Genomic DNA, 25,531 nt, shown 5'->3' with positions numbered 1-25,531 from the left:
GCCCCTTAGAAATAGCCTTGACGTTTTTTGTCTTCCATCGAGCCTGCGCCATCGTGGTCGATGACCCGGCCCTGGCGCTCGGAAGTCCGCGTCAGGAGCATTTCCTGAATGATGTCCGTGAGGCTTTCGGCCTCGGACTCCACCGCGCCCGTCAACGGGTAGCAGCCAAGGGTGCGGAACCGCACTTTCTTTTTGACGATGCGCGCCTTGTCCTCATCGGACAGGTGCTCGAGGATGCGCTCGTCGTCGATCATGATCAGCGTGCCGTTCTTCTCGATCACTTCGCGTTCGGCGGCGAAGTACAGCGGCACAATCGGAATGCCTTCGAGGTAGATGTACTGCCAGATGTCCAGTTCGGTCCAGTTCGACAACGGGAACACACGGATGGATTCGCCCTTGTTGACCTTGCCGTTGTAGACGTTCCACAGCTCGGGACGCTGGTTTTTCGGGTCCCAGCGGTGCTTGCTGTCACGGAACGAGTACACGCGCTCTTTGGCGCGGGACTTCTCTTCATCGCGACGGGCGCCGCCGAACGCTGCATCGAAACCATGCTTGTCGAGGGCCTGTTTCAGGCCTTCGGTTTTCATGATGTCGGTGTGCTTGGCGCTGCCGTGGGTGAACGGGTTGATGTTCTGCGCCACGCCATCGGGATTGATATGGGTGATGAGGTCCAGGCCCAGTTCTTCGACCATTTTGTCGCGGAACTTGTACATCTCCTGGAATTTCCAGCGGGTGTCGACGTGCATCACCGGAAACGGCAGTTTGCCCGGGAAGAACGCCTTGCGTGCCAGGTGCAGCATCACGGCGGAGTCTTTACCGATGGAGTACAGCATCACCGGGTTGTCGAACTCGGCGGCCACCTCGCGGATGATGTGGATGCTTTCCGCCTCCAGCTGTTTCAGATGCGTCAGTTTGTCGACCATGGCTACTCACGAAAGCTTTCTTATGAACGGCCAGCGGGCCGTGTTCGAGCGGGGAATCCTAGCACAGCGACCTCTTCTAATCAGGACGCCAACTAGATCGAAAGGGTATATGAATATGCCTGCTCGTTTGGGCGCCCAAGGCCCATGCAGGAGCGGCCGAAGGCTGCGATCTTTTGATTTTGTTTTTAAAGATCAAGATCAAAAGATCGCAGCCTTCGGCAGCTCCTACACAGGGAACGGTGTGTCAGATAGGGTTCGGGATGTCGATGAAGATGTGCTCGAGGGCAAAGCGCTTCGCCAGGTACTCGCCCAGCGCCTGCACGCCATAGCGCTCGGTGGCGTGGTGGCCGGCGGCGATGAAACTGATGTCGTTTTCCCGCGCACTGTGAAAAGTCTGCTCGGAAGCCTCGCCACTGATGAACAGATCGACACCCGCCGCCACGCCCTGATCGATATAACCCTGGCCACCACCGGTGCACCAGCCGACGCGACGGATCATGCCGCTGCCTTCGATCAGCAGCGGCTCGCGGCCCATGGCGCCCTGCACCTTGCGCGCGAAGTCCCGGGCAGTCATCGGCTCGTTCAGCGAACCCACCAGACCGACGACTTTCGGATTGCTCGGGTCCAGCGGGCCCTCGACGGTGATATCGAGCTGACGCGCCAGTTGCACGTTGTTGCCAACGTCGGGGTGCAGATCCAGCGGCAGGTGATAGGCGAGCAGACTGATGTCGTGCTTGAGCAAGGTCTTCAAGCGGCGCTGCTTCATGCCGATGACGCAGGGGTTTTCGCCTTTCCAGAAATAACCGTGGTGGACCAGGATCAGATCAGCCTCGGCTTCGACGGCGGCGTCCAGCAAAGCCTGGCTGGCGGTGACGCCGCTGACGATGCGCATCACCTGCGGGCGGCCTTCGACCTGCAATCCGTTGGGGCAATAATCGGCAATTTTCGCACTGGCCAGGTAACGGTCGGCTTCTTCGACGAGGGTGCTGAGGGCAACGGCCATGAAAGACTCCTAAATATCCCGTTCAGAGGCACGCGCGGCCTCGTATAATGCGCGACATTATGGGCGGTCTGACCTCGCCTGCAACCTTTCCAGGAACGTGCTTAATGCTCAAGGCGCTGCGTTTTTTTGGCTGGCCGCTGTTGGCCGGTGTGCTTATCGCTCTGTTGATTATTCAGCGTTACCCCGAGTGGGTCGGGCTGCCGAGCCTCGACGTCAATCTGCAACAGGCTCCACAGACCACGATCGTGCAACAGGGGCCGGTGTCCTATGCGGACGCGGTGGGCATCGCCGCGCCGTCGGTGGTCAATCTGTACACCACCAAGGTCATCAACAAACCGGCGCATCCTTTGTTCGAGGATCCGCAGTTCCGCCGTTTCTTCGGTGACAATTCGCCTAAACAGAAGCGCATGGAATCGAGCCTCGGTTCCGGGGTAATCATGAGCCCGGAAGGCTACATCCTTACCAACAACCACGTCACCAGCGGCGCCGACCAGATTGTCGTGGCACTCAAGGATGGTCGCGAAACACTGGCACGGGTGATCGGCAGCGATCCGGAGACCGACCTTGCGGTGTTGAAAATCGACCTGAAAAACCTGCCGGCGATCACCGTTGGCCGCTCCGACAGCATTCGCATCGGCGACGTCGCGCTGGCCATCGGCAATCCGTTCGGCGTCGGCCAGACTGTGACCATGGGCATCATCAGCGCCACCGGGCGTAACCAGTTGGGCCTGAACAACTACGAAGACTTCATCCAGACCGACGCGGCGATCAACCCGGGCAACTCCGGCGGCGCGCTGGTCGATGCCAACGGCAACCTCACCGGCATCAACACGGCGATCTTTTCCAAGTCCGGCGGCTCGCAAGGCATCGGTTTTGCCATTCCGGTGAAACTGGCGATGGAAGTGATGAAGTCGATCATTGAGCACGGTCAGGTGATTCGCGGCTGGCTGGGCATTGAGGTGCAACCGCTGACTCAGGAACTGGCCGAATCGTTTGGCTTGTCCGGGCGCCCGGGGATTGTCGTCGCCGGAATCTTCCGTGACGGCCCGGCACAGAAGGCCGGCCTGCAACTGGGCGATGTGATTCTGAGCATTGATGGCGAGCCGGCCGGCGATGGTCGCCGTTCGATGAACCAGGTCGCGCGGATCAAACCGACCGACAAGGTGACAATTCAAGTCATGCGCAACGGCAAGGAGCTGAAGCTGACGGCTGAAATCGGTCTGCGGCCCCCGCCGGCACCGGTGAAAGAAAAAGAACAATAAAAATGTTTTCACGCCAGGGGCGCGAATAACAGACATTCTCAACAGGCATGTTATATTGTTTCAATTCTGACAATTGGAACAACATAACATGTCGTCTCGCAAAAAGGCCTCGCTGTTGGGCCTGACTCTGGGTTTGCTCTGCGATCCCGCCTTCGCCGATGAATCACAGGCCGTTGAGCTGGAAGCCATCAGCGTCACCTCCGACTACGAATCACCCATTGGCCCGGTCAGCGGTTATCGCGCGACTCGCTCGGCCAGTGCGACCAAAACCGACACGGCGATTCGCGACATCCCGCAAGCCATCAGCGTGGTTCCGGCCAGCGTGCTCTCGGATCTGGGCAGCACCAGCGTTGAGCGCGCGCTGGATTTCGCCGGCGGTGTATCGAAACAGAACAATTTCGGCGGCCTGACCCTGTACGAATACAGCGTGCGCGGCTTCACCACTTCGGAGTTCTACAAGGACGGCTTCAGCGCCAATCGCGGTTACCCGAGCACGCCGGATGCGGCCAACATCGAGCGCATCGAAGTGCTCAAAGGTCCGGCGGCCAGCCTGTACGGCCGCGGCGATCCCGGCGGTACGGTGAACATCGTCACCAAGAAACCGCAGCGTGAAGCGTTCACCACACTGCAAACCAGCGCCGGCAGTTGGGATCGCTATCGCACTGCGCTGGACGTCAACACGCCCCTCGATGATCAGGGCGATGTGCTTTCGCGCATCAACCTCGCCGTAGAAGACAACAACAGCTTCCGCGATCACGTCGACAGTAAGCGGGTCTTCGTCGCGCCCTCGATCAGTTGGCAGTTGAACCCGGATACCTCGCTGCTGGTGGAAAGCGAAATCGTCCGTCACAACTCGACTTTCGATCGTGGCGTAGTGGCGCCGAACAACAAATGGAGCGGCGTATCACGCTCGACCTTCTTGGGCGAACCTGACGACGGCAACATCGACAACCACAACAACCTGCTCCAGGCCACCCTTGAACACCATCTGAACGACAGCTGGAAACTGCGTCTGGCCAGCCACTACAAGGAAGGCAAACTCTGGGGCGACGCTTCGGAACAACGAGCACTGAACGCCGACGGCCACACGGTCAACCGCCGCTTGCGCGAGCGCGATACCAGTTGGCACGACAGCATTACCCAACTGGAACTGCGCGGTCTGTTCGACCTCGGGCCGTGGCAGCACGAATTGCTGATCGGCACCGAGTACGAGAATTACCGCAAGGACGAACGCGTCACCACCATTGCTGGCGGCCCCTACGCCATCGACATCTATAAACCGGTCTACGGCCAGCCGAAACCCAATGGTGCACGCTCGGGCACCGCCTTCTTCGAGCACGTCGAAAGCCATGCGCTGAACCTGCAGGATCAGATCATCTTCACCGACAAACTGCGCGGCATGCTTGGCGCGCGCTTCGAGCACTTCGACCAGCGCATCGACGACCACAGCCGCAACGCCAAAAGCCAGCAGCGCCACGACGCCCTCACCCAACGCGCCGGCCTGCTCTATCAACTGACACCGAACACCGGCCTGTTCGCCAACGCCTCGACCTCGTTCAAACCGAACAACGGCCTCGACGCCGCCGGCAAATCCTTCGACCCGGAAGAAGGCGTCGGTTACGAAGTGGGGATCAAGAACGAACTGTTTGATGAGCGCGTGAGCAGCACCCTCGCCTTCTTCCACATCGACAAGGAAAACGTCCTCGCCCTCGACCCGGCCACCGACACCAGTCGCGCCATGGGCAAGGCGCGCAGTCAGGGTTTCGATTGGCAAGTGAGCGGCCAGGTGACCGACGCAGTGCGGGTCATCGGCGCCTTCGCCTACATCGATGCCGAAGTGACCAAGGGCGACGCGACGATCCCCGCCGGCAGCCGCATCCTCGGCGTGGCCAAACGCAGTGGCAGCCTGCTCGGGGTGTATGAATTTCAGGATGGCCATCTGCGCGGCTCGGACGTTGGCGCAGCGTTCACTTACGTCGGCGACCGCTCGGGCGAATCCGGCAGCGACTTCGAATTGCCGGCCTATCAGACCGTCGACCTGCTCGCGCACTACAAGGCCAGCGACAACGTCACGGTCGGCCTCAACCTGAACAACCTCTTCGACGAAAAGTATTACGAGCGCTCGTACAGCAACTACTGGGTCAATCCCGGCGAGCCGCGCAACTTCACCGTCAGCCTCACACTCAACCTGTAAAAGGACGTCACCATGCACTACGGCAAAACCCTCGCACTCCTCGCCGCACTGTTCGCCGGGCAGGTTTCGGCCCACGGTTTGTGGACCGAACAGCGGCGCGGCAACATTGAAGTGGTGTACGGCCATGGCGCCGAAGACAACGCGTTCAAGGCGCAGAAAATCAGCGGCGCATGGGCTTATGACACGGTCGGCAAGATGATCCCGGTCAGCGTCGAGCGCCTGGCCGATCATGCCCGGCTGAAACCGTTGAAGCCGCCGGCGGTAATGGCCGTGGCGTTGAACAATGGCATGTGGTCGCAGACGGCGGACAAGAAGTGGATCAATGAAGGGCGCAGCAAAGTGCCTGGCGCCACCGAGGCCACACAGACGTTCAAATACAGCCTGGCGATTTACCAGCCGGGGGCGAAGTTGCCGAAGCTTGATCAGATCAAACTGCTGATCCTGCCGGAGGTCGACCCGCTGACGGTAGGGCCGGGCAACTCATTGCCGGTGCGGGTGTTGCTCGATGGCAAACCCGCAGCGGGGGTGAAGTTGATTGGCGACTATCGCAGCGCGCCGAATACGCTGAGCACCGAGACCGACAAGGAGGGGCGTGCGCAAGTGCTGGTGAGAAATGAGGGGTTGAATGTGATTGCGGCGCAGGTTGAGGTGCCGGTGAAGGACAGCGCGGATGTGGACAGTCGAGGATTGTTCAGTTCACTGACTTTCCTGGGCGAGCCGCATCACGAGTAAGGGTTCGAAAGCGGTGGCGCTCCTTTCGCGAACAAGCCCGCTCCCACACTCAATCGCGGTCCGTCTGAAGAAACGCGATTGAGTGTGGGAGCGGGCTTGCTCGCGAAGGCGATTCAGAGGTCGCCCAGGCCGTCGATCAGCGCCTGATTCTGCTCCGGCGTGCCAATCGAAATGCGCAGGAACTGCGCAATCCGTTCCTGCTTGAAATGCCGCACGATCACGCCCTGCTCGCGCAGTTTTGCCGCCAGCCCCGCCGCGTCATGCTGCGGATGCCGGGCGAAGATGAAGTTTGCCGCTGATGGCAGCACTTCAAAGCCCTTGGCCTGCAACTGCGCCACCACCCATTTGCGGCTCTCGATCACCTGACGACAGGTTTTGTCGAAATACTCGCGATCTTCAAACGCCGCCGCCGCACCGACAATTGCCAAACGATCCAGCGGATAGGAGTTGAAGCTGTTCTTGACCCGCTCCAGCGCCTCGATCAGTTCTGGATGCCCCACCGCCAGACCGACACGCAGGCCGGCCAGCGAGCGTGACTTGGACAGCGTCTGCGTCACCAGCAGATTCGGATAGCGATCCACCAGACTGATCGCCGTCTCGCCGCCGAAGTCGATGTAGGCCTCATCCACCACTACAACCGAATCCGGGCTGGCCTTGAGGATTTGCTCTACGGCGTCCAGCGCCAGCAGGCAACCGGTCGGGGCGTTCGGGTTAGGGAAAATGACCCCGCCATTGGGTCTGGCGTAATCGGCGGGGTTGATCTGGAACTGCGCATCCAACGGCACCGCATCGAATTCAATGCCATACAACCCGCAGTAAACCGGATAGAAGCTGTAGCTGATGTCCGGGAACAGTAGCGGTTGATCGTGTTGCAGCAGGCCGTGAAAAATGTGCGCGAGCACTTCGTCCGAACCGTTGCCGAGGAACACCTGACTGGTTTGCACGCCGTAGTATTCGGCCACGGCGTTTTTCAGCAGGTCACTGTTCGGGTCCGGGTACAGGCGCAGGTTGTCGTTGAGCTCGGCTTGCATCGCCGCCAGCGCTTTGGGCGACGGGCCGTACGGATTTTCATTGGTATTGAGCTTGACCAGTTTGGTCAGCTTCGGCTGTTCGCCCGGCACGTAGGGCACCAGATCCTTGACGAACGGGCTCCAGAATTTACTCATCGCTCAGTTCCCCTGCCCTTTCAGAAAGTCTTCGTCTTTGATGCGGTATTCGGCGCTGCGTGCGTGGGCGCTCAGCGATTCGCCACGGGCCAGTACCGATGCAGTTTTGCCCAACTCCGAAGCACCGGCCTCGGAACAGAAGATGATCGACGAGCGCTTCTGGAAATCGTAGACACCCAGCGGCGAGGAGAAACGCGCGGTGCCGGAAGTCGGCAACACGTGGTTCGGGCCGGCGCAGTAGTCGCCCAGCGCTTCGGAGGTGTGGCGGCCCATGAAGATCGCACCGGCGTGGCGGATCTGCGGCAGCCAGGCTTGCGGATCAGCGACCGACAATTCCAGGTGTTCCGGGGCGATGCGGTTGGCGACTTCGATGGCCTGGGCCATGTCGCTGACCTGAATCAAAGCACCCCGGCCATTGATTGAGGTTTCGATGATGGTCGCGCGGTCCATGGTCGGCAGCAGTTTGTCGATGCTCGCGGCCACCTTGTCGAGGAACCCGGCGTCCGGGCTGACCAGAATCGCTTGCGCGTCTTCGTCGTGCTCGGCCTGGGAGAACAGGTCCATGGCGATCCAGTCCGGATCTGTCTGGCCGTCGCAGACCACGAGGATTTCCGAAGGGCCGGCGATCATGTCGATACCGACCTGACCAAACACATGGCGTTTGGCCGTGGCGACATAGATGTTGCCTGGGCCAACCACTTTGTCCACACGCGGCACGCTTTCGGTGCCGTAGGCCAGCGCGGCAACCGCTTGCGCACCGCCGATGGTGAACACGCGATCCACGCCCGCGATGCAGGCAGCGGCCAACACCAATTCATTGATTTCACCGCGCGGGGTGGGCACGACCATGACCACTTCTGTCACGCCGGCGACCTTGGCCGGAATCGCATTCATCAACACCGACGACGGATACGACGCCTTACCACCCGGCACGTACAGACCGGCGCGATCCAGCGGCGTGACCTTCTGGCCAAGCACCGTGCCGTCGGCTTCGGTGTAGCTCCAGGAATCCTGCTTTTGCTTTTCGTGATAGCTGCGCACCCGTGCAGCGGCTTTTTCCAAAGCCTCGCGTTGCGGCGCAGTAATGCGGGTCAGGGCCAGTTCCAGGCGCTCGCGCGGCAGGATCAGGTCAGCCATCGAGGCTACTTCGAGGCCGTCGAATTTCTGGGTGAACTCGACCAGCGCCGCGTCACCGCGCTCGCGCACAGCCTTGATGATGTCCAGCACGCGCTGATTGACCGAGTCGTCAGACACACTTTCCCAGCTCAGCAGATGATCCAGATGATGCGCGAAATCCGGGTCAGCAGCGTTGAGTCGGCGAATTGCAGTCGGTGCGGTCATAGCGAGAGCCTCATAGGAATTGGCAAAAAACTCAGGCGCCCGAAACTAGCATTCGATCCGCTTGGGCACCTGAGAATTCTGGCTATGAGGCGGATAGACGGCGCGGCCTCGGGCCGCGCAGGTAGATCAGCCGCGGTGTCGCGATTCCACTGCGTTGCGCAGGGTGTCGATCAACGCCTGGATTCGGGCGTGCTGCATTTTCATCGAAGCCTTGTTGACCACCAGTCGCGAGCTGATCGTGGCGATCAGTTCCTGGGGCTCCAGGCCATTGGCGCGCAGGGTGTTGCCGGTGTCGACCACGTCGATGATCTTGTCGGCCAGACCAATCAGCGGCGCCAGCTCCATCGAGCCGTACAGCTTGATGATGTCGACCTGGCGGCCCTGCTCGGCGTAGTAACGCTTGGCAACATTGACGAACTTGGTCGCCACACGCAGACGGCCCTTGGGCTCGACCGCGCCGATCTTGCCGGCGGTCATCAGCTTGCACTGAGCAATCTGCAGGTCCAGCGGCTCGTACAGGCCCTGGCCACTGTACTCCATCAGCACGTCCTTACCGGCGACGCCGAGGTCGGCGGCGCCATGCTCGACATAGGTCGGCACGTCGGTGGCACGCACGATCAGCAGACGCACATCGTCCTGGGTCGTGGGGATGATCAGCTTGCGGCTCTTGTCCGGATTCTCGGTCGGCACGATGCCCGCTTCAGCGAGAAGCGGCAGAGTGTCGTCAAGGATGCGGCCCTTGGACAGTGCGATGGTCAACATGGGAAACGTCAGTCCTTATCAAGGTACTCATGCCCGGTCGCAATCGGCGCCGGACACACATCGAGGGTGCGCACACCCTCGACTCGAAACGAATTCAGTGGACACGTCCGTGTGTCCCGATGCAGCGATCAGCCCGGAACGCGACGGATCTTGGCGCCGAGCATCTGCAGTTTTTCTTCGATGCACTCGTAACCACGGTCTATGTGGTAGATGCGGTCGATCAGCGTGTCGCCTTCGGCAACCAGTGCCGAGATCACCAGGCTGGCCGAAGCCCGCAGGTCGGTCGCCATCACAGGCGCGCCTTTCAGGATTTCGGTACCGGTGACGATCGCGGTGTTGCCTTCGACCTGAATCTTGGCGCCCATGCGGTGCAATTCGTACACGTGCATGAAGCGGTTTTCGAAGATCGTCTCGATCACCGCACCGGTGCCTTCGGCAATGGCGTTGAGCGAAATGAACTGCGCCTGCATGTCGGTCGGGAACGCCGGGTACGGCGCGGTGCGCACGTTGACCGCTTTCGGGCGCTTGCCGTGCATGTTCAGCTCGATCCAGTCTTCACCGCAGGTGATTTCCGCGCCGGCTTCACGCAGCTTTTCCAGCACCGCTTCGAGGATGGTCGGATCGGTGTCCTTGACCTTGACGCGGCCACCGGTCACGGCAGCGGCGACCAGATAGGTGCCGGTTTCGATACGGTCAGGCATGACCTTGTAGAAAGCCGAACCCAGACGCTCGACGCCGTCGATGGTGATGGTGTCGGTGCCGGCGCCGGAAACCTTGGCGCCCATGGCGTTGAGGAAGTTCGCCAGGTCGACCACTTCAGGCTCGCGCGCGGCGTTCTGCAGCACGCTGCGGCCTTTGGCCAGTGCTGCGGCCATCATGATGTTTTCGGTACCGGTCACACTGACGGTATCGAAGAAGAAGTGCGCGCCGCGCAAGCCACCTTCAGGCGCCTTGGCCTTGATGTACCCGCCTTCTACGTCGATGACCGCGCCCATGGCTTCCAGACCGCGGATGTGCAGGTCGACCGGACGCGAACCGATGGCGCAGCCGCCAGGCAATGCGACTTCGGCTTCACCGAAACGGGCAACCATCGGGCCCAGTACCAGAATCGACGCACGCATGGTTTTCACCAGTTCGTACGGCGCGATCAGGGTCTTGATGGTGCGCGGGTCGATTTCGACGCTGAGCTTCTCGTCGATCACAGGCTCAATGCCCATACGCCCGAACAGCTCGATCATGGTGGTGATGTCGTGCAGGTGCGGCAGGTTACCAACGGTGACCGGACCATCGCACAGCAAGGTCGCGGCCAGAATCGGCAGAGCGGAGTTCTTCGCGCCGGAAATGCGGATCTCGCCATCAAGACGAGCGCCACCGGTAATAATCAATTTATCCATTAGTATCTCGACGCCCTAGGGCTCAGGTGCGCTCGGCCCAGGCCGCGCTGCTGAAAAATTTCATAGTGACCGCATGGATGCTGCCATCGGTGATCCATGGGTTCAAATGGGCATAGACCTGCTGCTGACGCTTCACCGGGCTCAACGCCGCCAGTTCATCGCTAATCACGTTCAGCTGGAAGTTGCAGCCTTCGCCTTCAACTTCTACCAGCGTTCCTGGCAGCTTTCCTTCAAGGAAGCTCTTCACTTCTACGGCCTGCATGCTCAACCTCAATCGGCGCCCTGTGCGCACGGGTCGGACATCATACAAAAAAGCCCCGCGCCTGCGAACCCCGCAACGCAGGACTCTGACGGGGGGCTTCTTTACAGATGATGGTTCAGGGGTGCGCCAACAGCTCGGTCAATTCGCTGACCTGAGCGATTTCGCGCATGTCTTCCGGCATTGCGCGGATGCTGACGGCCTTGCCGGCTGCCTGCGCATCACGCATGAAGCACAGCAGCAACGACAGGCCGACACTGCTGGACTTCTGTACCGCCGAACAATCGATGACCAGCGCCGACGCCTTGCTCGACTTGATCAGCGCCTGTCCTTCCTTGCGCAGGTCGGGTCCGGTGCGGTAATCCAGCACGCCGCTGAGCACCAGCTCGTCGACATCACTCATACGAACTGCCGCCTCACTCATTGCGCTGGCTTCGCGGCGGCTTTGTCGGTTTCCTGCTTGGCCTTGGCCACTTCACCGGCCCAGCCATCGATGGTCTTGTCCAGATCGTTGCCATTGCGCTGCATGGCGTCGGCGAACTGGTCACGGAACAGTTTGCCGATGTTGATACCGTTGATGATCACGTTGCGCAACTTCCACTCGCCGCCGATCTTTTCAAGGGTGTACTGCACCGGATAGATCGCCCCGTTGCTGCCCTTGACGGTCATGTTGACGCTGGTGCGGTCGCCCGATTCGTCTTTGGCCGGGTCAACGGTGATGCCCTGGTTGTTGTACTCCAGCAGCGCGTTGCCGTAGAACTGGAACAGGCCGCGCTTGAAGTTTTCCTGAAAGCGCTGCATCTGTGCAGGCGTGGCCTTGCGCGAATACTTCACGGTCATGATGCTTTTGGAGATGCCCTCGGCATCCACCACCGGGCCGACAATGTTGTTCAGTGCCGCATAGAAATCCTGCGGATCCTGCTTGTACTTCTCTTTGTTGGCCTGCAAGTCGGCAAGCATCCGGTTCGTGGTGTCCTGAATCAGGTCATGAGCCGATTGCCCCGGTGCAGCGTTAGCCATCAACGGCAGGGCCGCGAGCAACACCAACAGGCCACGTCGCAAGATAGAGATCATTCAAAAGCTCCTCATTTGGCGTCTTTGCTAACGGTATTGAGCAGGAATTTACCGATCAGGTCTTCCAGTACCAGTGACGACTGCGTGTCATGGATGGTTCCACCGTCTTTCAACTGAGTGTCTTCACCGCCGACGCTGATACCGATGTATTTCTCGCCCAGCAGACCCGCGGTGAGGATAGACGCTGTGGAATCGACCGGCAGGTTGTCGACCTTTTTATCCACTTGCAGCGTGACCCGACCGGTGAAGCTGTCGCGATCCAGATCGATTGCCGTGACCTTGCCGATGGTCACACCGGCCATGGTCACTTTGGCTCTGACCGTCAGACCGGCGATATTGTCGAAATACGCATACAACTTGTAGGTGTCGGTGGACGCAGTCGGAGACAGGCCGCTGACGCGCAAGGCGAGCAGCAGCAAAGCCAGGATCCCTGCCAGCAGGAACAGGCCGACACCGATTTCCAGGGTGCGGTTTTGCATCAGAAATCTCCAAACATCAAAGCGGTCAGAATAAAGTCCAGGCCGAGCACTGCCAGCGAGGCAAACACCACGGTCTTGGTGGTAGCACGACTGATCCCTTCGGAAGTGGGCTCACAGTCATAGCCTTGGAATACGGCGATCCAGGTGACGACAAAGGCGAAAACGACGCTTTTGATCACGCCATTGAGCACGTCGCTGGTGAAGGTCACGCTGTTCTGCATGTTCGCCCAGTACGAGCCTTCGTAGACGCCCAGCCAGTCGACCGCGACCCACGAACCGCCCCAGATGCCGACGACGCTGAAGATCATCGCCAGCACCGGCAGGGAAATGAAGCCGGCCCACAGGCGCGGGGCAATGATGTACTTGAGCGGATCGACACCGATCATTTCCAGGCTGGATAACTGTTCGGTGGATTTCATGTTGCCGATCTCGGCGGTCAGCGCCGAACCGGCCCGACCGGCAAACAGCAGTGCCGTGACCACCGGCCCCAGTTCACGCAGCAACGTCAGGGCGACCATCTGCCCCACCGCCTGCTCTGAACCATAGCTGGAAAGGATGCTGAAGCCCTGCAGCGCGAGAACCATGCCGATGAAAATGCCGGAGACCACGATGATCACCAGCGACATGACGCCAACCGAGTGCAGCTGCTTGACCAACAGACCGAAACCACCGCTGGTACCGCCACGCCCCAGCAGGGCATGAAACAGGAACAGGGTCGCTCGACCAAACACCGCGACCGCGTCGATCGCCGATTCGCCGAACCGACGCACGCGTTCCATCAATGAAATTCTGCGCATCAGCGCTTCCCCAGAAGATCTGCGCGGTAATCCGTCGCTGGAAAATGGTACGGCACCGGGCCATCGGGATCACCGGTCATGAACTGGCGGATACGCGGTTCATCCGAATTCATCAGTTCATCCGGTGTGCCCTGCCCCAGTACCTGACCATCGCCCACTATATAGATGTAGTCGGCAATGCTCGCGGTCTCCGCCAGATCATGGGACACCACGATACTGGTGATTCCCAGTGCATCGTTAAGCAGGCGGATCAGGCGCACCAACACGCCCATGGCGATCGGATCCTGGCCCACGAAGGGCTCGTCGTACATGAGAATCTGTGGATCGAGGGCAATCGCCCGGGCCAGGGCCACGCGGCGCTTCATGCCGCCGGACAGTTCGTCCGGCATCAGCTCGATGGCGCCACGCAGCCCCACCGCCTGCAACTTCAGCAGGACGATGTCACGGATCATGTCCTCCGGCAGTTGGGTATGAACCCGCAGCGGGAAGGCCACGTTCTCGAACACATCAAGATCGGTGAACAGCGCACCGCTCTGAAACAGTACGCCCATGTGTTTGCGCGCATCGAACAGATCACTGCGCGACAGCGTCGGCAGGTTCTGCCCGTTGACCCAGACTTCGCCGCTGGACGGCCGCAACTGCGCACCCATCAGGCGCAGCAGCGTGGTCTTGCCGCAGCCGGAAGGCCCCATGATGCCGGTGACCTTGCCGCGCGGGATGCGGATATCGACGTTATTGAAAATGCTCCGCGCACCGCGCTTGAAGGAGACTCCCTTCAGCTCGACCGCGTAGGCGTTATCGGCACTCATCTAAACTCCTTGCGATGCAGCCTCTCACTGGGATGCCAGACTTTCCTAGGAAACACCTGCATCCCGGGCAGGCCGAACTGGCGGCGAACTATATCACTGCAATGGCTGAGCGCCCAAGCGAGAAGCCGGGCACAGTCGCCGACAGAATAAGGTGGGAGCGACTTTCGGAGGGTTTTGGTAACCAGTGATGACAAAGCACGACGAACTTGCGTGAGGCTTTGCCACATAACCGCTATAATCGCCGCCTTTTCATCGGCCCATACGATTCTGACATGAGCAAAACCCGCGACCTGATTCAATCGGCACAACGCACCATCCGCCTCGAAGTGGAAGCCGTCCAAGGCTTGATGGCCCATATCGACGCCGATTTCGTACGCGCTTGCGAGATGATTCTGGCGAGCAAGGGTCGTGTGGTCGTAGTCGGCATGGGCAAATCCGGGCACATCGGCAACAAGATCGCCGCCACCCTGGCCAGCACCGGCACCCCGGCGTTTTTCGTGCATCCGGCGGAAGCCAGCCACGGTGACATGGGCATGATCACCCGCGACGACGTCATTCTGGCCCTGTCGAACTCTGGCTCGACCAACGAAATCATCACGCTGCTGCCCTTGATCAAACGCCTGGGCATCCAGCTGATCAGCGTTACCGGCAACCCGCAGTCGCCACTGGCGAAGGCTGCGGAGGTCAATCTCAACGTGCATGTCGAGCACGAAGCCTGCCCGCTGAACCTGGCCCCGACGTCCTCGACCACCGCTGCACTGGTGATGGGTGACGCCTTGGCTGTTGCCTTGCTGGAAGCACGCGGTTTTACCGCCGAAGATTTTGCGTTCTCGCATCCGGGCGGCGCACTTGGCCGACGCCTGTTGCTGAAAGTGGAAAACGTCATGCACGCCGGAGAGCAATTGCCGCAGGTACAACGCGGCACCCTGCTCAAGGATGCTTTGATGGAAATGACCCGCAAGGGCCTCGGCATGACCGCTATCCTTGAAGCCGACGGCAAACTCGCCGGGATCTTCACCGACGGTGATCTGCGCCGCACCCTGGATCGCACCATCGACATTCGCAACGCCACCATCGACGAAGTGATGACCGTACACGGCAAGACCGCGCGGCCCGACATGCTTGCCGCTGAAGCCTTGAAAATCATGGAAGACCATCGAATCAGCGCCCTGGTAGTCGTCGACGAGGAGGATCGCCCGATCGGCGCCTTCAACCTCTCCGATCTGCTGCGCGCAGGAGTCATGTAATGAGCAACGATCTGCTGCAACGTGGCAAAGCGATCAAACTGGCAGTCTTTGACGTCGACGGTGTGCTCACCGACGGCCGCCTGTACTTCCTCGAAGACGGCAGCGAGTTCAAGACCTTCAACACCCTCGACGGCCAGGGCATCAAGATGCTGATGAATGCCGGCGTGCAAACCGCGATCATCAGCGGACGCAAGACCCCGGTGGTCGAGCGGCGCGCGAAGAACCTCGGTATTCCGCACCTGTTCCAGGGGCGCGAAGACAAATTGGTGGTACTCGACGGTTTGCTCGCACAACTGGGCCTAAGCTATGAAGAAGTCGCCTACCTTGGTGACGACCTGCCAGACTTGCCGGTGATTCGCCGCGTAGGGCTGGGCATGGCGGTGGCCAACGCTGCCGAATTTGTCCGCGAGCACGCCCACGGCGTTACCCGCGCCCGTGGCGGCGAAGGTGCCGCCCGCGAGTTTTGCGAATTGATCCTGCGCGCCCAGGGCCGCCTCGAAGCGGCCAACGCCGCGTATCTGTGAGCCTGACCATGTTTAGCAAAAAGTTTCGCAATTTCCTGCTGTTCGGCTGCATTGCGGCGATCTTCGCTGCCGTGGGCTATTGGAACATCAGCCCGGAACGCTTCCTCGACAAGCCACCGGTCTCGACCGCCGAAAATCCGATCGATTGGTACGCGACCAACACGCACACCATTCAGTACCTACCCGACGGCAAGGTGCAGTACGAGATGACCTCAGACAAGGCCGAGCACGTCAAGGCCACCGACATTACGCTGGTGACCAAACCTGATCTGAACATGTATCGCGGAACCGACTTCCCATGGCACGTGACCAGCGAGCGCGGCGAAGTGAACTCCGGCGGCACCGAAGTGGAATTGATCGATTCGGTGCGCGTACAGCGCACCGATGAGAAACAGCGCGGCACCCTGATCACCAGCACCCGCATGACCGTGTTCCCGCAGCAAGAATATGCGCAGACCGCGCAACCCGTTAGAATCGAGGGCGCTGGCGGCGTATCGACTGGCGTCGGAATGAAAGCGTACCTGAAGGACAGCAGGATACACCTGCAATCGAACGTAAGAGGACAGTATGAGGCTCGTTAAAACCCTCCCTATTTTGCTCAGTCTGGGCGCAGCACTGGGAAGCGCGAGCGCCTGGTCCCTGCCGAACGATCAGCAGCAACCTATCCGCATTCAGGCCGACGACGCCCAACTCGACGACAAGAATGGCATCGCCACCTATAAAGGTGACGTAATCATCACCCAGGGCTCGATGATCGTTAAAGGCAACACCGTGACCATGACTCGCGCGCCCAATGGCGACATCGACGTGGTGACCTCGGTGGGCAATCTGGCTTACTTCGAGCAGTTGCAGACGCAGGGCGACGCCAAGCCCGTTCAAGGCTACGGCGTGACGATTCAATACCACGCTCAGCAAAACCGTGTGGTGCTGATCGACAAGGCCAAGGTCGTCGACAAGGACGGCAACGTCACCCAAGGCGAAAAAATCGTCTATGACACCGTGAAAAAACTGGCCAGCGCCGGTCGCGCCACGGGCAGCAAGGTCACCGAAGCGCGTCCGCGCATCGATATGGTGATCCAGCCGAAGAAGAAAACCGAAGAGAAATCCCAGTAATGGCAACTCTGAAAGCTCAGCACCTGGCCAAGGCCTATAAAAGCCGCCAGGTCGTGCGTGACGTCAGCCTGTCGATCGACAGCGGGCAGATCGTCGGCTTGCTCGGCCCCAACGGCGCCGGCAAGACCACGTGCTTCTACATGATCGTCGGCCTGGTGCAGGCCGATCAGGGCCGCGTGCTGATCGATGATCTGGACGTCAGCCACCAGCCAATGCACGGCCGCGCCAAGGCCGGTATCGGCTATCTGCCGCAAGAAGCGTCGATCTTCCGCAAACTGTCGGTTGCCGACAACATCATGGCGATCCTCGAGACCCGTCCTGAGCTCGACAAGGCCGGTCGCCGCAAGGAGCTGGAAAGCCTGCTGCAGGAATTCCACATCAGCCACATCCGCGACAACCTCGGCATGAGCCTGTCCGGCGGCGAGCGCCGTCGGGTGGAAATCGCCCGAGCTTTGGCCACTGCGCCAAAATTCATTCTGCTCGACGAACCGTTCGCGGGTGTCGACCCAATCTCGGTCGGCGACATCAAGCAGATCATCCACCACCTCAAGGCCAAAGGCATCGGTGTGCTGATCACCGACCACAACGTCCGCGAGACCCTGGATATCTGCGAGACCGCTTACATCGTGAACGACGGTCAACTGATCGCTGAAGGCGATGCCGAGACCATCCTGGCCAACGATCTGGTCAAGGAAGTGTATCTGGGTCACGAGTTCCGCCTGTAAGCGCGACAGCGCTGTATCGACTCAAGGCGCATTTATCCGCTTTAATTGTTACAGCGCTCTAGGCAAACACTTCAGTTTCAGGCATATAATTTGCTTAAGTTTGGCGCTTCGGCGCCCTGTAGTGGATGGCGCAAAGCGCCGGCGAATAAGGTGTTAAGCCCCTGCCATGAAACCATCGCTAGTCTTGAGAATGGGCCAGCAGCTGACGATGACACCGCAGCTGCAACAGGCCATCCGCCTGCTCCAATTGTCGACCCTGGACCTGCAACAGGAGATCCAGGAGGCTCTGGAATCCAATCCGATGCTCGAGCGCCAGGAAGAAGGCGACGACTTCGACAACGCCGATCCTCTGGCCGACAACGCCGAACAGAAACCCGCCGAAATCCAGGAACCTTCCTATCAGGAAGCCGCTCCGACGGTGGATAACCTCGAGGATGGCGAATGGAACGAACGCATCCCCAATGAACTGCCCGTGGATACGGCATGGGAAGATGTCTATCAGACCAGCGCCAGCAGCCTGCCCAGCAGCGATGACGACGAATGGGATTTCACCACCCGCACCTCCGCCGGCGAAAGCCTGCAGAGCCACCTGCTCTGGCAACTGAACCTGGCGCCGATGTCCGACACCGATCGCCTGATCGCCGTCACCCTGATCGACTGCATCAATAATCAGGGCTATCTGGACGAAACACTCGAAGAAATTCTTGAAGCGTTCGATCCGGAACTGGACATCGAACTCGACGAGATCGAAGCCGTCCTGCATCGCATCCAGCAATTTGAGCCCGCCGGGATCGGCGCGCGCAACCTCAGCGAATGCCTGCTTTTGCAACTGCGCCAGTTGCCGGCCAAAACACCGTGGCTGGCCGAGGCCAAGCGCCTCGTCGCCGATTACATCGACCTGCTCGGCAGCCGCGATTACAGCCAGTTGATGCGCCGCATGAAGCTCAAGGAAGACGAACTGCGCCAGGTCATCGAGCTGGTGCAGAGCCTTAATCCGCGCCCGGGCTCGCAGATCGAGTCGACCGAAGCCGAATACGTCATTCCTGACGTGATCGTGCGCAAGGACAACGAACGCTGGCTGGTTGAGCTGAACCAGGAATCGGTGCCACGCTTGCGCGTCAACGCCCAGTACGCCGGTTTCGTCAAACGCGCCGACACCAGCGCCGACAACACCTTCATGCGCAATCAGTTGCAGGAAGCCCGCTGGTTCATCAAGAGCCTGCAGAGCCGCAATGAAACCCTGATGAAAGTAGCCACGCAGATCGTCGAGCATCAGCGCGGATTTCTGGAGTACGGCGACGAAGCGATGAAGCCGTTGGTATTGCATGACATCGCCGAAGCAGTCGGCATGCACGAATCGACGATTTCCCGGGTGACTACGCAAAAATTCATGCATACCCCGCGCGGTATCTATGAACTCAAATACTTTTTCTCCAGCCACGTCAGCACCTCCGAAGGCGGCGAATGCTCGTCGACGGCGATCCGCGCGATCATCAAGAAACTGGTCGCTGCGGAAAATCAGAAAAAGCCGTTGAGTGACAGCAAGATCGCTGGTTTACTGGAGGCACAAGGCATTCAGGTGGCTCGCCGCACCGTCGCCAAGTACCGCGAATCCCTCGGAATCGCGCCTTCGAGCGAACGCAAGCGGTTGATGTAAGCCACGTTACAGCGTTCCAGTGGCAGGCTTTTCGGCCTGCCGCTTTATGCACTGGCAACGAAGGAGAAGCTGTATGCAAGTCAACATCAGTGGACACCAACTGGAAGTGACCCAACCTCTGCGTTCCTACATCGAGGAAAAACTCCAACGACTGGAGCGACATTTCGACAAGATCACCAACGTGCAGGTGACGATGTGTGTCGAAAAACTGAAGCAGAAGATCGAAGCCACCTTGCATATCCCCGGCAGCGAAGTGGTCGCCAACGCAGAAGATACTGACATGTACGCTGCGATCGACTCACTCACCGACAAGCTGGATCGCCAACTCAAAAAGCATAAGGAAAAGACCCAGAGCCTCCTACAGGGCGCGACCGGTCGTTAACACCCCTATCCCATGATCCGACTTGAAACCATCCTGACCCCCGGCCGTTCCCAGGTGAACGCGCCGGGCGGCAGCAAGAAAAAAGCCCTCGAACACATTGCCAACCTGATCCACCGCGAAGTGCCGGATCTGGCGATGCAGGATGTTTTCGAGGCGTTGATCGCCCGTGAAAAACTCGGCTCCACCGGTTTTGGTAACGGCATCGCCATTCCCCACTGCCGCCTCAAGGGCTGCACGGCGCCAGTCAGTGCGCTGCTGCACCTTGAAGCTCCAATCGATTTCGACGCCATCGATGGCGCCCCGGTTGACCTGCTGTTCGTGCTGCTGGTCCCGGAGGCCGCGACCGACGCGCATCTGGAGTTGTTGCGCCAGATCGCGAGCATGCTTGATCGCAAGGAAGTGCGCGAAAAACTGCGCAGCGCCGCGAGCAACGAAGCCTTGTACCAGGTTGTACTGGACGAGCAGAACGGGCACTAATCATGCGTTTGATCATCGTCAGTGGCCGTTCGGGATCGGGTAAAAGTACCGCCCTGAACGTCCTTGAGGACAACGGCTACTACTGCATCGACAACCTGCCGGCCGGTTTGCTGCCGGAACTGGCCGAGCGGGCGTTGATCCATACCGAGCTGGCGCAGCCGCTGGTGGCCGTGTCGATCGATGCGCGCAACCTGCCGAGCCATCTGTCACGCTTCCCCGAACTGCTCGAAGACGTCCGCGCCAAGCATATCAAGTGCGATGTGCTGTATCTGGACGCCGACGAAGAAACCCTGCTCAAGCGTTTTTCCGAGACCCGTCGTCGTCACCCGCTGAGCAATGCCAATCGCTCACTGGCCGAAGCCATCCACGATGAAACCGCCCTGCTCGGCCCGATCGCCGATCTGGCCGACCTGAAAATCAACACCACCAGCCTGAATCTGTATCAACTGCGCGACACCCTCAAGTTACGGCTGTTGAATCAGCCGGAGCCCGGCACTGCGTTTCTGGTTGAATCGTTCGGCTTCAAACGTGGCATGCCGGTCGACGCCGACCTGGTGTTCGATGTGCGTTGCCTGCCCAATCCGTACTGGAAACCGGAGCTGCGCGCGCAATCCGGCCTCGATGCACCGGTGGCCGAGTACCTGGCGCAGCAGCCGGATGTCGAAGAAATGTATCAGGACATCTTCGCTTACCTGAACAAGTGGCTGCCACGTTTCGCCGCCAGCAATCGCGCCTACGTCACCATTGCCATTGGCTGCACCGGCGGACACCACCGCTCCGTCTACCTGACCGAACGCCTGGGCCAGGCCCTGCAGAAAACCCTCAAGAACGTCCAGGTTCGCCACCGCGACCTCACCTAAAGGACTCACATCGCGATGCCTGCTCGTGAAATCGAAATCATCAACAAGCTGGGTCTGCACGCCCGGGCATCGGCCAAATTTGTCGGCGTGGCCGGCAAATTTCCCGAGACGACGATAAGAGTGGGTCGCACGCCCGAGACCACAGTGGACGGTAAAAGCATCATGGCAATGATGATGCTTGCAGCGGGCAAAGGCACCAAAATCCACTTGAGCACCGAAGGCGCACAGGCTGAAGAGGCCATGGACGCCTTGGTGGAGCTGATCAACAACTACTTCGACGAAGGCGGCTGACCGCCGAACATCAAAAAATCGCAGCCTGCAGGGAGGCACATTCCAGATGCAGGCGCTGCCGCAGGCTGCGATCTTTTGACCTTCTTAACCCAGCGCCGTGTCCATCACCATCATCAGACAAAACCCGATCAACAAGCCAAGACTGGCCAGCTTGTCATGGCCATGCCTACGCGACTCGGGAATCACCTCGTGAGTCACCACCAGCAACATTGCCCCCGCAGCCAGCGCCAATCCCAAAGGCAACAACACCTGGGCCAGACTCACCAGCCACGCACATAACAGCGCAAATACCGGTTCCACCAACCCCGACGCCGCGCCGATCAGAAACGCTCTGACCCGTGACATTCCTGCGCCGGCCAGCACCAGCGCAATCACCAGACCTTCCGGCACATCCTGCAAAGCGATGCCCATCGCCAGGCTGTCGGCATCCGCCATCCCGCCACCTGCAGACACGCCAACCGCCATGCCTTCCGGTATGTTGTGCGCAATGATGGCGAAAACGAACAGCCAGATTCGTGGTGGAATCACCGGATGTTCCGGCGTGCCGACGAGCATCTCCGGCGAGGCACCGGACACCCTGCGATCCACCAGATACAGGCCGAACGCGCCAAACATGATGCCGAAGCAGATCAGGCTACTGGCAGCCCACGGCGTCAGGCCAAGACTCTCAGCTGCCGCAATGCCCGGCACGATCAACGAAAATGCCGTCGCCGCCAGCATCACTCCGGCACCAAATCCAAGCAAGGTGTCGCTGAGTGCTTGCGGCATGCGGCGGATCACCAGCACCGGCACCGCGCCCAGCGCCGTGCCCAAGGCGCAGATGGCACCGCCCTGCAGCGCCCGCAACAGCCGTGGTTCCAGATTCAGCCAGTACAAACCATGGGCAACCAGCAAACTCATTCCCGCCAACAGCAACAGCGAACCCGCCGCGTAACGAAACATGCGCCCGCTGCCAATCGCCAGTGTTTCCGTGCCCATATTCGGCCCTGATCGTTTTTATTGCAGGCTTAGACCAGTGCGGCTTGATAGCGCGCAGCGACTTCCGGCCAGTTGATCACGTTATAGAACGCGTTGATGTATTCCGGGCGACGGTTCTGGTAGCGCAGGTAGTAGGCGTGCTCCCAGACGTCGAGGCCGAGGATTGGTGTGTTGCCGTGCATCAACGGGCTGTCCTGGTTGCCGCTGCTTTCCACGATGAGCTTTTTCTGCGCAGTCACGCTGAGCCAGGCCCAGCCGCTGCCGAACCGGGTCAGCGCGGCCTTGGTGAACGCTTCCTTGAAACGCTCGAGTCCGCCCAGTTGTTCGTCGATGGCCCTGGCCAGCTCGCCGTCAGGCTTGCCGCCACCGTTGGGCACCATCACTTCCCAGAACAGCGAGTGATTGGCATGGCCGCCGCCCTGATTGATCACCGCCGCGCGAAGGTTTTCCGGCAGTTGCTGAACGCTGGCGACGAGTTTTTCCACCGGCCACTCGGCGAATTCTGTGCCTTGCACGGCAGCGTTGAGGTTGTTGATGTAGGTCTGGTGATGCTTGGTGTAATGGATCTCCATGGTCTGCGCATCGATGTGCGGCTCGAGAGCATCGTAGGCGTAAGGCAAGGCAGGCAAGGTAAAAGCCATTTCAATGGACTCCATGCTGATGGGTGACTGTGGCGCGGCGGGCAATGCCGGTATCCGGGCGCAGCAGACGCTGGGTGCGTGGGTACTCGCCGTGCTCGCTGATGAAATTCAACAGCTCGACATAGGTCTTGCTGCTCTGGCGCAACGCCGCTTCACGCAGGGCCGGACGCAAGCGTTCGTCCTGCATGGTCTGCAACAGTCGCTGGTGGATGGCGCAAAGATATTCGGCGCTCTCCTCCGGTTGGTTCAGGCGCAGATGCAGGTCGGCGAGGTTGTGATGAGAGACGACACACGCCGCCACCGCTTCGTCGGCGTCCGCCCAGCGCTCGAACAACACTTGCGCCAGCGCCAGGGCTTGCAGGTAAGCCTCGCGGGCGTCGATCAATTCGCCCAGCATGAAGCAGCGATTGGCCCGTTCGATCGTGCGTTTCCAGTGCTCCATGGTGAGCCTCCAAAACGGTTGCGGGGTTTACACGCCGCCAGCGGTGAGTTTCTCGGGATTGAGCAGCTCTTGCAGTTGGCTGCGCGACAGATCGGTGTGTTCCAGCGCGACGTCGATCACCGCACGGCCTTCCTTGTAGGCCTGCTTGGCGATATCGGCGGCTTTCTGGTAACCGATGATGGGGTTGAGCGCGGTGACCAGAATCGGATTGCGCGCCAATGCTTCTTGCAAACGCGATTCGTTGACCTTGAAAGTAGCGATTGCCTTGTCACCCAAAAGGCGACTGGCGTTGGCCAGCAGCTCGATGCTGCTCAGCAGGTTCTGCGCGATGATCGGCAGCATCACGTTCAGTTCGAAATTGCCGGATTGCCCGGCGACGGTGATCACCGAGTCGTTGCCGATCACTTGCGCGGCGACCATCGCGGTGGCTTCCGGGATCACCGGGTTGACCTTGCCGGGCATGATCGACGAACCCGGTTGCAGCGCTTGCAGTTCAATCTCGCCAAGACCGGCCAGCGGCCCGGAGTTCATCCAGCGCAGGTCGTTAGCGATTTTCATCAGCGACACGGCGGTGGCCTTGAGTTGGCCGGAGACGGCGACGGCGGTGTCCTGCGAGCTGATCAGCGCGAACAGATCCTTGCCGGGGGTGAACTGAACGTCAGTCAGTTGGCTCAGGTGCCGACTGAATCGCGCGGCGAATTCCGGATGCGCATTGATCCCGGTGCCGACTGCGGTGCCTCCCTGCGCCAGCGCTTGCAGGCTTGGCAGCAGATCCTGCAGATGCCCGATATTGGCCTTGAGCTGCTGCGCCCAGCCGTTGAGCACCTGGCTCATGCGCACCGGCATCGCGTCCATCAGATGGGTGCGCCCGGTCTTCACATGATGATGCACCTGACCGGCCTTGCGCTCGATGGCCTGGACCAGATGCAACAGCGCCGGCAGCAATTGTTCATGCAGCGCCAGCGCGGCGCTGACGTGGATGGTGGTCGGGATGATGTCGTTGCTGCTTTGCCCGCAGTTGACATGATCGTTGGCGTTGACCGGCTCGCCGAGCATGCGACTGGCCAGCGTCGCGATCACTTCGTTGGCGTTCATGTTCGAGCTGGTGCCGGACCCGGTCTGGAAGATATCCACCGGGAAATGCTGCATGAAATCGCCTTCGAGCAGACCTTGCGCGGCATCACTGATGGCTTTGCCCTGGGCCGCGCTGATCTGGTTCAGCTCAACGTTGGCCCGGGCAGCGGCGGCTTTGGCGAGGATCAGCGCGCGGACGAACTGCGTCGGCATCGGCTTGCCGCTGATCGGGAAGTTGTCCACGGCGCGCTGGGTCTGCGCGCCATAGAGCGCATCGACCGGCACCTGCAGTTCGCCCATGCTGTCGCGCTCAATACGTGTCTTGGTCATGCGAATGTCCTTGCAGCAAATCAATGAGAGGAATCGACGGTTGCAACTCGCAAGTGGCGAGCTGCCAGGTGTAGCGTTGCCAGCGCCGCAAGCGGCATTGGCATAGCGACAGGCGCTCCATTTCACGCAAGGGGCGCCAGGCTTGATCGAGACAGACGCTGCGCCAGTGCCACGGCAACGCGATGTCGGTGGCGGTATCGAGCAGCAGACGGAAAGACGTTTCGGCGACGGTCCAGGGCGAAGTGGCCGTGCAACAGGACAGATAGCGTCCTTCGGCGAGGTAGTGTTCGATCAGGCGCGGTTCGTCAGGATCCAGCGCGCAACGGATCTGGCGGCTCATCCAGCGCCAGCTTTCGAGGTAGGGCTGCTCGTGCAAGGCAGAACTCATGATCCGGGACTCGTTCGGAGATGAGATTCATTATTAGATGATAATGAGAACCAACACAAGAGTTGCCTTTGTGGGCAAACGGGCTTGCTCGCCAATGCGCTGTGTCAGCCAGATATGTTGTGATTGAAAGACCATATTCGCGAGCAACCCCGCTCCCACAGAGGGTTTTTTGTCCGGCATGAAAAAGGCGCGACATCCGGGTGGATG

30 protein-coding genes are annotated in these 25,531 nt (G+C 60.1%); 13 read left to right on the top strand and 17 right to left on the bottom strand.

The genetic code is table 11. From position 1 onward, the window contains the following. Positions 1–5: 5 nt before the first annotated feature. Together cysD and ACP7D9_RS19225 are read right to left on the bottom strand one after the other, a co-directional pair. Positions 6–923 carry a sulfate adenylyltransferase subunit CysD gene (gene cysD / locus ACP7D9_RS19230; protein ID WP_007912374.1) on the bottom strand — a complete coding sequence of 306 codons (918 nt, stop codon included), beginning with the start codon at positions 921–923 and terminating at the stop codon, positions 6–8. A 244-nt stretch (positions 924–1,167) separates the two neighbouring features. Next, a complete protein-coding gene (locus ACP7D9_RS19225; RefSeq protein ID WP_426159143.1) occupies positions 1,168–1,926 on the bottom strand; it encodes a Nif3-like dinuclear metal center hexameric protein in 759 nt (252 codons plus the stop codon). 104 nt (positions 1,927–2,030) lie between these two features. On the opposite strand from ACP7D9_RS19225, the gene algW reads away from it, so the two are divergent. The 3 genes from algW to ACP7D9_RS19210 all read left to right on the top strand — a co-directional run bounded on the left by algW (position 2,031) and on the right by ACP7D9_RS19210 (position 6,114). Then, positions 2,031–3,188 (top strand): Do family serine endopeptidase AlgW, encoded by a 1,158-nt coding sequence (algW, locus tag ACP7D9_RS19220; RefSeq protein WP_101159256.1) that lies wholly within the window; start codon positions 2,031–2,033, stop codon positions 3,186–3,188. Positions 3,189–3,276: 88 nt separating this feature from the next. Beyond that, positions 3,277–5,382, top strand: a complete 2,106-nt coding sequence (locus tag ACP7D9_RS19215; protein WP_426159140.1) for a TonB-dependent siderophore receptor — start codon at positions 3,277–3,279, stop codon at positions 5,380–5,382. A gap of 12 nt (positions 5,383–5,394) precedes the next feature. Beyond that, positions 5,395–6,114, top strand: a complete 720-nt coding sequence (locus ACP7D9_RS19210; RefSeq protein WP_101159254.1) for a DUF4198 domain-containing protein — start codon at positions 5,395–5,397, stop codon at positions 6,112–6,114. A 113-nt stretch (positions 6,115–6,227) separates the two neighbouring features. On the opposite strand, the gene hisC is transcribed toward ACP7D9_RS19210, so the two are convergent. The 10 genes from hisC to ACP7D9_RS19160 all read right to left on the bottom strand — a co-directional run bounded on the left by hisC (position 6,228) and on the right by ACP7D9_RS19160 (position 14,195). Further along, positions 6,228–7,280, bottom strand: a complete 1,053-nt coding sequence (gene hisC / locus ACP7D9_RS19205) for a histidinol-phosphate transaminase (RefSeq protein ID WP_101159253.1) — start codon at positions 7,278–7,280, stop codon at positions 6,228–6,230. Positions 7,281–7,283: 3 nt separating this feature from the next. Next, complete coding sequence (hisD, locus tag ACP7D9_RS19200; protein WP_397480016.1) at positions 7,284–8,621, bottom strand: histidinol dehydrogenase; 1,338 nt, start codon at positions 8,619–8,621, stop codon at positions 7,284–7,286. 126 nt (positions 8,622–8,747) lie between these two features. Then, on the bottom strand, positions 8,748–9,383 hold the full coding sequence (gene hisG, locus ACP7D9_RS19195; protein WP_095180378.1) for an ATP phosphoribosyltransferase: 636 nt from the start codon (positions 9,381–9,383) through the stop codon (positions 8,748–8,750). 128 nt (positions 9,384–9,511) lie between these two features. After that, positions 9,512–10,777, bottom strand: a complete 1,266-nt coding sequence (murA, locus tag ACP7D9_RS19190; RefSeq protein ID WP_101159251.1) for a UDP-N-acetylglucosamine 1-carboxyvinyltransferase — start codon at positions 10,775–10,777, stop codon at positions 9,512–9,514. A gap of 22 nt (positions 10,778–10,799) precedes the next feature. Beyond that, positions 10,800–11,039 carry a BolA family protein gene (locus tag ACP7D9_RS19185; RefSeq protein WP_008085051.1) on the bottom strand — a complete coding sequence of 80 codons (240 nt, stop codon included), beginning with the start codon at positions 11,037–11,039 and terminating at the stop codon, positions 10,800–10,802. 115 nt (positions 11,040–11,154) lie between these two features. Next, positions 11,155–11,460, bottom strand: coding sequence for an STAS domain-containing protein (locus ACP7D9_RS19180; RefSeq protein ID WP_039759362.1), 306 nt, complete (start codon positions 11,458–11,460; stop codon positions 11,155–11,157). Next, positions 11,457–12,110 carry an MlaC/ttg2D family ABC transporter substrate-binding protein gene (locus ACP7D9_RS19175; protein WP_101159250.1) on the bottom strand — a complete coding sequence of 218 codons (654 nt, stop codon included), beginning with the start codon at positions 12,108–12,110 and terminating at the stop codon, positions 11,457–11,459. Before ACP7D9_RS19175 ends, ACP7D9_RS19180 begins: the two co-directional genes overlap by 4 nt. Positions 12,111–12,121: 11 nt before the next feature. Beyond that, a complete protein-coding gene (gene mlaD / locus ACP7D9_RS19170) occupies positions 12,122–12,589 on the bottom strand; it encodes an outer membrane lipid asymmetry maintenance protein MlaD (protein WP_093104671.1) in 468 nt (155 codons plus the stop codon). Next, positions 12,589–13,386, bottom strand: a complete 798-nt coding sequence (gene mlaE, locus ACP7D9_RS19165) for a lipid asymmetry maintenance ABC transporter permease subunit MlaE (protein ID WP_101159249.1) — start codon at positions 13,384–13,386, stop codon at positions 12,589–12,591. Before mlaE ends, mlaD begins: the two co-directional genes overlap by 1 nt. Next, entirely contained in the window at positions 13,386–14,195 is an 810-nt protein-coding gene (locus ACP7D9_RS19160) for an ATP-binding cassette domain-containing protein (protein WP_101159248.1), read from the bottom strand. Before ACP7D9_RS19160 ends, mlaE begins: the two co-directional genes overlap by 1 nt. Positions 14,196–14,467: 272 nt before the next feature. Here ACP7D9_RS19160 and ACP7D9_RS19155 point away from each other — a divergent pair, with 272 nt between their 5' ends. The 10 genes from ACP7D9_RS19155 to ACP7D9_RS19110 all read left to right on the top strand — a co-directional run bounded on the left by ACP7D9_RS19155 (position 14,468) and on the right by ACP7D9_RS19110 (position 21,471). Next, a complete protein-coding gene (locus ACP7D9_RS19155; RefSeq protein WP_426159133.1) occupies positions 14,468–15,442 on the top strand; it encodes a KpsF/GutQ family sugar-phosphate isomerase in 975 nt (324 codons plus the stop codon). Next, positions 15,442–15,966, top strand: coding sequence for a KdsC family phosphatase (locus ACP7D9_RS19150; protein WP_101159246.1), 525 nt, complete (start codon positions 15,442–15,444; stop codon positions 15,964–15,966). The genes ACP7D9_RS19155 and ACP7D9_RS19150 overlap by 1 nt, the downstream gene beginning before the upstream one ends. Before the next feature lie 8 nt (positions 15,967–15,974). After that, positions 15,975–16,547 carry an LPS export ABC transporter periplasmic protein LptC gene (gene lptC, locus ACP7D9_RS19145; protein WP_133334732.1) on the top strand — a complete coding sequence of 191 codons (573 nt, stop codon included), beginning with the start codon at positions 15,975–15,977 and terminating at the stop codon, positions 16,545–16,547. Continuing rightward, positions 16,534–17,079 (top strand): lipopolysaccharide transport periplasmic protein LptA, encoded by a 546-nt coding sequence (gene lptA / locus ACP7D9_RS19140; RefSeq protein ID WP_039759374.1) that lies wholly within the window; start codon positions 16,534–16,536, stop codon positions 17,077–17,079. The genes lptC and lptA overlap by 14 nt, the downstream gene beginning before the upstream one ends. Next, positions 17,079–17,804 carry an LPS export ABC transporter ATP-binding protein gene (gene lptB / locus ACP7D9_RS19135; RefSeq protein WP_024011621.1) on the top strand — a complete coding sequence of 242 codons (726 nt, stop codon included), beginning with the start codon at positions 17,079–17,081 and terminating at the stop codon, positions 17,802–17,804. The genes lptA and lptB overlap by 1 nt, the downstream gene beginning before the upstream one ends. A 166-nt stretch (positions 17,805–17,970) precedes the next feature. Then, positions 17,971–19,461 carry an RNA polymerase factor sigma-54 gene (locus ACP7D9_RS19130; RefSeq protein ID WP_101159245.1) on the top strand — a complete coding sequence of 497 codons (1,491 nt, stop codon included), beginning with the start codon at positions 17,971–17,973 and terminating at the stop codon, positions 19,459–19,461. A 73-nt stretch (positions 19,462–19,534) separates the two neighbouring features. Continuing rightward, positions 19,535–19,843 (top strand): ribosome hibernation-promoting factor, HPF/YfiA family, encoded by a 309-nt coding sequence (gene hpf / locus ACP7D9_RS19125; protein ID WP_007912419.1) that lies wholly within the window; start codon positions 19,535–19,537, stop codon positions 19,841–19,843. Positions 19,844–19,855: 12 nt separating this feature from the next. After that, positions 19,856–20,320: a PTS IIA-like nitrogen regulatory protein PtsN gene (gene ptsN / locus ACP7D9_RS19120; RefSeq protein ID WP_130910549.1), complete on the top strand. Its 465-nt coding sequence runs from the start codon at positions 19,856–19,858 to the stop codon at positions 20,318–20,320. A 2-nt stretch (positions 20,321–20,322) separates the two neighbouring features. Beyond that, the gene (gene rapZ / locus ACP7D9_RS19115; protein ID WP_101159244.1) at positions 20,323–21,180 is read left to right on the top strand and encodes an RNase adapter RapZ; all 858 of its coding nucleotides are present in this window, start codon (positions 20,323–20,325) and stop codon (positions 21,178–21,180) included. Between the two features lie 15 nt (positions 21,181–21,195). Continuing rightward, entirely contained in the window at positions 21,196–21,471 is a 276-nt protein-coding gene (locus tag ACP7D9_RS19110) for an HPr family phosphocarrier protein (protein WP_101159243.1), read from the top strand. An 84-nt stretch (positions 21,472–21,555) separates the two neighbouring features. Here the strand turns inward: ACP7D9_RS19110 and ACP7D9_RS19105 are convergent, their stop codons facing one another. From ACP7D9_RS19105 to ACP7D9_RS19085, 5 genes are read right to left on the bottom strand one after another with little or no spacing between them, the layout of a single operon-like run. Then, entirely contained in the window at positions 21,556–22,449 is an 894-nt protein-coding gene (locus tag ACP7D9_RS19105; RefSeq protein WP_426159129.1) for a ZIP family metal transporter, read from the bottom strand. 29 nt (positions 22,450–22,478) lie between these two features. Continuing rightward, entirely contained in the window at positions 22,479–23,090 is a 612-nt protein-coding gene (locus ACP7D9_RS19100; protein ID WP_101159241.1) for a superoxide dismutase, read from the bottom strand. A 1-nt stretch (position 23,091) separates the two neighbouring features. Continuing rightward, complete coding sequence (locus tag ACP7D9_RS19095; protein ID WP_101159240.1) at positions 23,092–23,532, bottom strand: hypothetical protein; 441 nt, start codon at positions 23,530–23,532, stop codon at positions 23,092–23,094. 27 nt (positions 23,533–23,559) lie between these two features. After that, entirely contained in the window at positions 23,560–24,936 is a 1,377-nt protein-coding gene (locus ACP7D9_RS19090; protein ID WP_426159126.1) for a class II fumarate hydratase, read from the bottom strand. Next, a complete protein-coding gene (locus ACP7D9_RS19085) occupies positions 24,917–25,324 on the bottom strand; it encodes a hypothetical protein (RefSeq protein ID WP_016771690.1) in 408 nt (135 codons plus the stop codon). The genes ACP7D9_RS19090 and ACP7D9_RS19085 overlap by 20 nt, the downstream gene beginning before the upstream one ends. Between the last annotated feature and the right edge of the window lie 207 nt (positions 25,325–25,531).

Origin of the sequence: Pseudomonas sp. TSRC2-2 (assembly GCF_049897785.1) — a bacterium.
Taxonomy (GTDB): Bacteria; Pseudomonadota; Gammaproteobacteria; order Pseudomonadales; family Pseudomonadaceae; genus Aquipseudomonas.
Note: the sequence above shows the minus strand (reverse complement) of the source record. Positions and strands in the feature narration are given on the sequence as shown.

What these genes read in the sequence shown, in the direction of transcription:
- cysD (WP_007912374.1), bottom strand. Translation starts at nt 923, where the DNA reads ATGGTCGACAAACTGACGCATCTGAAACAGCTGGAGGCGGAAAGCATC.
- ACP7D9_RS19225 (WP_426159143.1), bottom strand. Translation starts at nt 1,926, where the DNA reads ATGGCCGTTGCCCTCAGCACCCTCGTCGAAGAAGCCGACCGTTACCTG.
- algW (WP_101159256.1), top strand. Translation starts at nt 2,031, where the DNA reads ATGCTCAAGGCGCTGCGTTTTTTTGGCTGGCCGCTGTTGGCCGGTGTG.
- ACP7D9_RS19215 (WP_426159140.1), top strand. Translation starts at nt 3,277, where the DNA reads ATGTCGTCTCGCAAAAAGGCCTCGCTGTTGGGCCTGACTCTGGGTTTG.
- ACP7D9_RS19210 (WP_101159254.1), top strand. Translation starts at nt 5,395, where the DNA reads ATGCACTACGGCAAAACCCTCGCACTCCTCGCCGCACTGTTCGCCGGG.
- hisC (WP_101159253.1), bottom strand. Translation starts at nt 7,280, where the DNA reads ATGAGTAAATTCTGGAGCCCGTTCGTCAAGGATCTGGTGCCCTACGTG.
- hisD (WP_397480016.1), bottom strand. Translation starts at nt 8,621, where the DNA reads ATGACCGCACCGACTGCAATTCGCCGACTCAACGCTGCTGACCCGGAT.
- hisG (WP_095180378.1), bottom strand. Translation starts at nt 9,383, where the DNA reads ATGTTGACCATCGCACTGTCCAAGGGCCGCATCCTTGACGACACTCTG.
- murA (WP_101159251.1), bottom strand. Translation starts at nt 10,777, where the DNA reads ATGGATAAATTGATTATTACCGGTGGCGCTCGTCTTGATGGCGAGATC.
- ACP7D9_RS19185 (WP_008085051.1), bottom strand. Translation starts at nt 11,039, where the DNA reads ATGCAGGCCGTAGAAGTGAAGAGCTTCCTTGAAGGAAAGCTGCCAGGA.
- ACP7D9_RS19180 (WP_039759362.1), bottom strand. Translation starts at nt 11,460, where the DNA reads ATGAGTGAGGCGGCAGTTCGTATGAGTGATGTCGACGAGCTGGTGCTC.
- ACP7D9_RS19175 (WP_101159250.1), bottom strand. Translation starts at nt 12,110, where the DNA reads ATGATCTCTATCTTGCGACGTGGCCTGTTGGTGTTGCTCGCGGCCCTG.
- mlaD (WP_093104671.1), bottom strand. Translation starts at nt 12,589, where the DNA reads ATGCAAAACCGCACCCTGGAAATCGGTGTCGGCCTGTTCCTGCTGGCA.
- mlaE (WP_101159249.1), bottom strand. Translation starts at nt 13,386, where the DNA reads ATGCGCAGAATTTCATTGATGGAACGCGTGCGTCGGTTCGGCGAATCG.
- ACP7D9_RS19160 (WP_101159248.1), bottom strand. Translation starts at nt 14,195, where the DNA reads ATGAGTGCCGATAACGCCTACGCGGTCGAGCTGAAGGGAGTCTCCTTC.
- ACP7D9_RS19155 (WP_426159133.1), top strand. Translation starts at nt 14,468, where the DNA reads ATGAGCAAAACCCGCGACCTGATTCAATCGGCACAACGCACCATCCGC.
- ACP7D9_RS19150 (WP_101159246.1), top strand. Translation starts at nt 15,442, where the DNA reads ATGAGCAACGATCTGCTGCAACGTGGCAAAGCGATCAAACTGGCAGTC.
- lptC (WP_133334732.1), top strand. Translation starts at nt 15,975, where the DNA reads ATGTTTAGCAAAAAGTTTCGCAATTTCCTGCTGTTCGGCTGCATTGCG.
- lptA (WP_039759374.1), top strand. Translation starts at nt 16,534, where the DNA reads ATGAGGCTCGTTAAAACCCTCCCTATTTTGCTCAGTCTGGGCGCAGCA.
- lptB (WP_024011621.1), top strand. Translation starts at nt 17,079, where the DNA reads ATGGCAACTCTGAAAGCTCAGCACCTGGCCAAGGCCTATAAAAGCCGC.
- ACP7D9_RS19130 (WP_101159245.1), top strand. Translation starts at nt 17,971, where the DNA reads ATGAAACCATCGCTAGTCTTGAGAATGGGCCAGCAGCTGACGATGACA.
- hpf (WP_007912419.1), top strand. Translation starts at nt 19,535, where the DNA reads ATGCAAGTCAACATCAGTGGACACCAACTGGAAGTGACCCAACCTCTG.
- ptsN (WP_130910549.1), top strand. Translation starts at nt 19,856, where the DNA reads ATGATCCGACTTGAAACCATCCTGACCCCCGGCCGTTCCCAGGTGAAC.
- rapZ (WP_101159244.1), top strand. Translation starts at nt 20,323, where the DNA reads ATGCGTTTGATCATCGTCAGTGGCCGTTCGGGATCGGGTAAAAGTACC.
- ACP7D9_RS19110 (WP_101159243.1), top strand. Translation starts at nt 21,196, where the DNA reads ATGCCTGCTCGTGAAATCGAAATCATCAACAAGCTGGGTCTGCACGCC.
- ACP7D9_RS19105 (WP_426159129.1), bottom strand. Translation starts at nt 22,449, where the DNA reads ATGGGCACGGAAACACTGGCGATTGGCAGCGGGCGCATGTTTCGTTAC.
- ACP7D9_RS19100 (WP_101159241.1), bottom strand. Translation starts at nt 23,090, where the DNA reads ATGGCTTTTACCTTGCCTGCCTTGCCTTACGCCTACGATGCTCTCGAG.
- ACP7D9_RS19095 (WP_101159240.1), bottom strand. Translation starts at nt 23,532, where the DNA reads ATGGAGCACTGGAAACGCACGATCGAACGGGCCAATCGCTGCTTCATG.
- ACP7D9_RS19090 (WP_426159126.1), bottom strand. Translation starts at nt 24,936, where the DNA reads ATGACCAAGACACGTATTGAGCGCGACAGCATGGGCGAACTGCAGGTG.
- ACP7D9_RS19085 (WP_016771690.1), bottom strand. Translation starts at nt 25,324, where the DNA reads ATGAGTTCTGCCTTGCACGAGCAGCCCTACCTCGAAAGCTGGCGCTGG.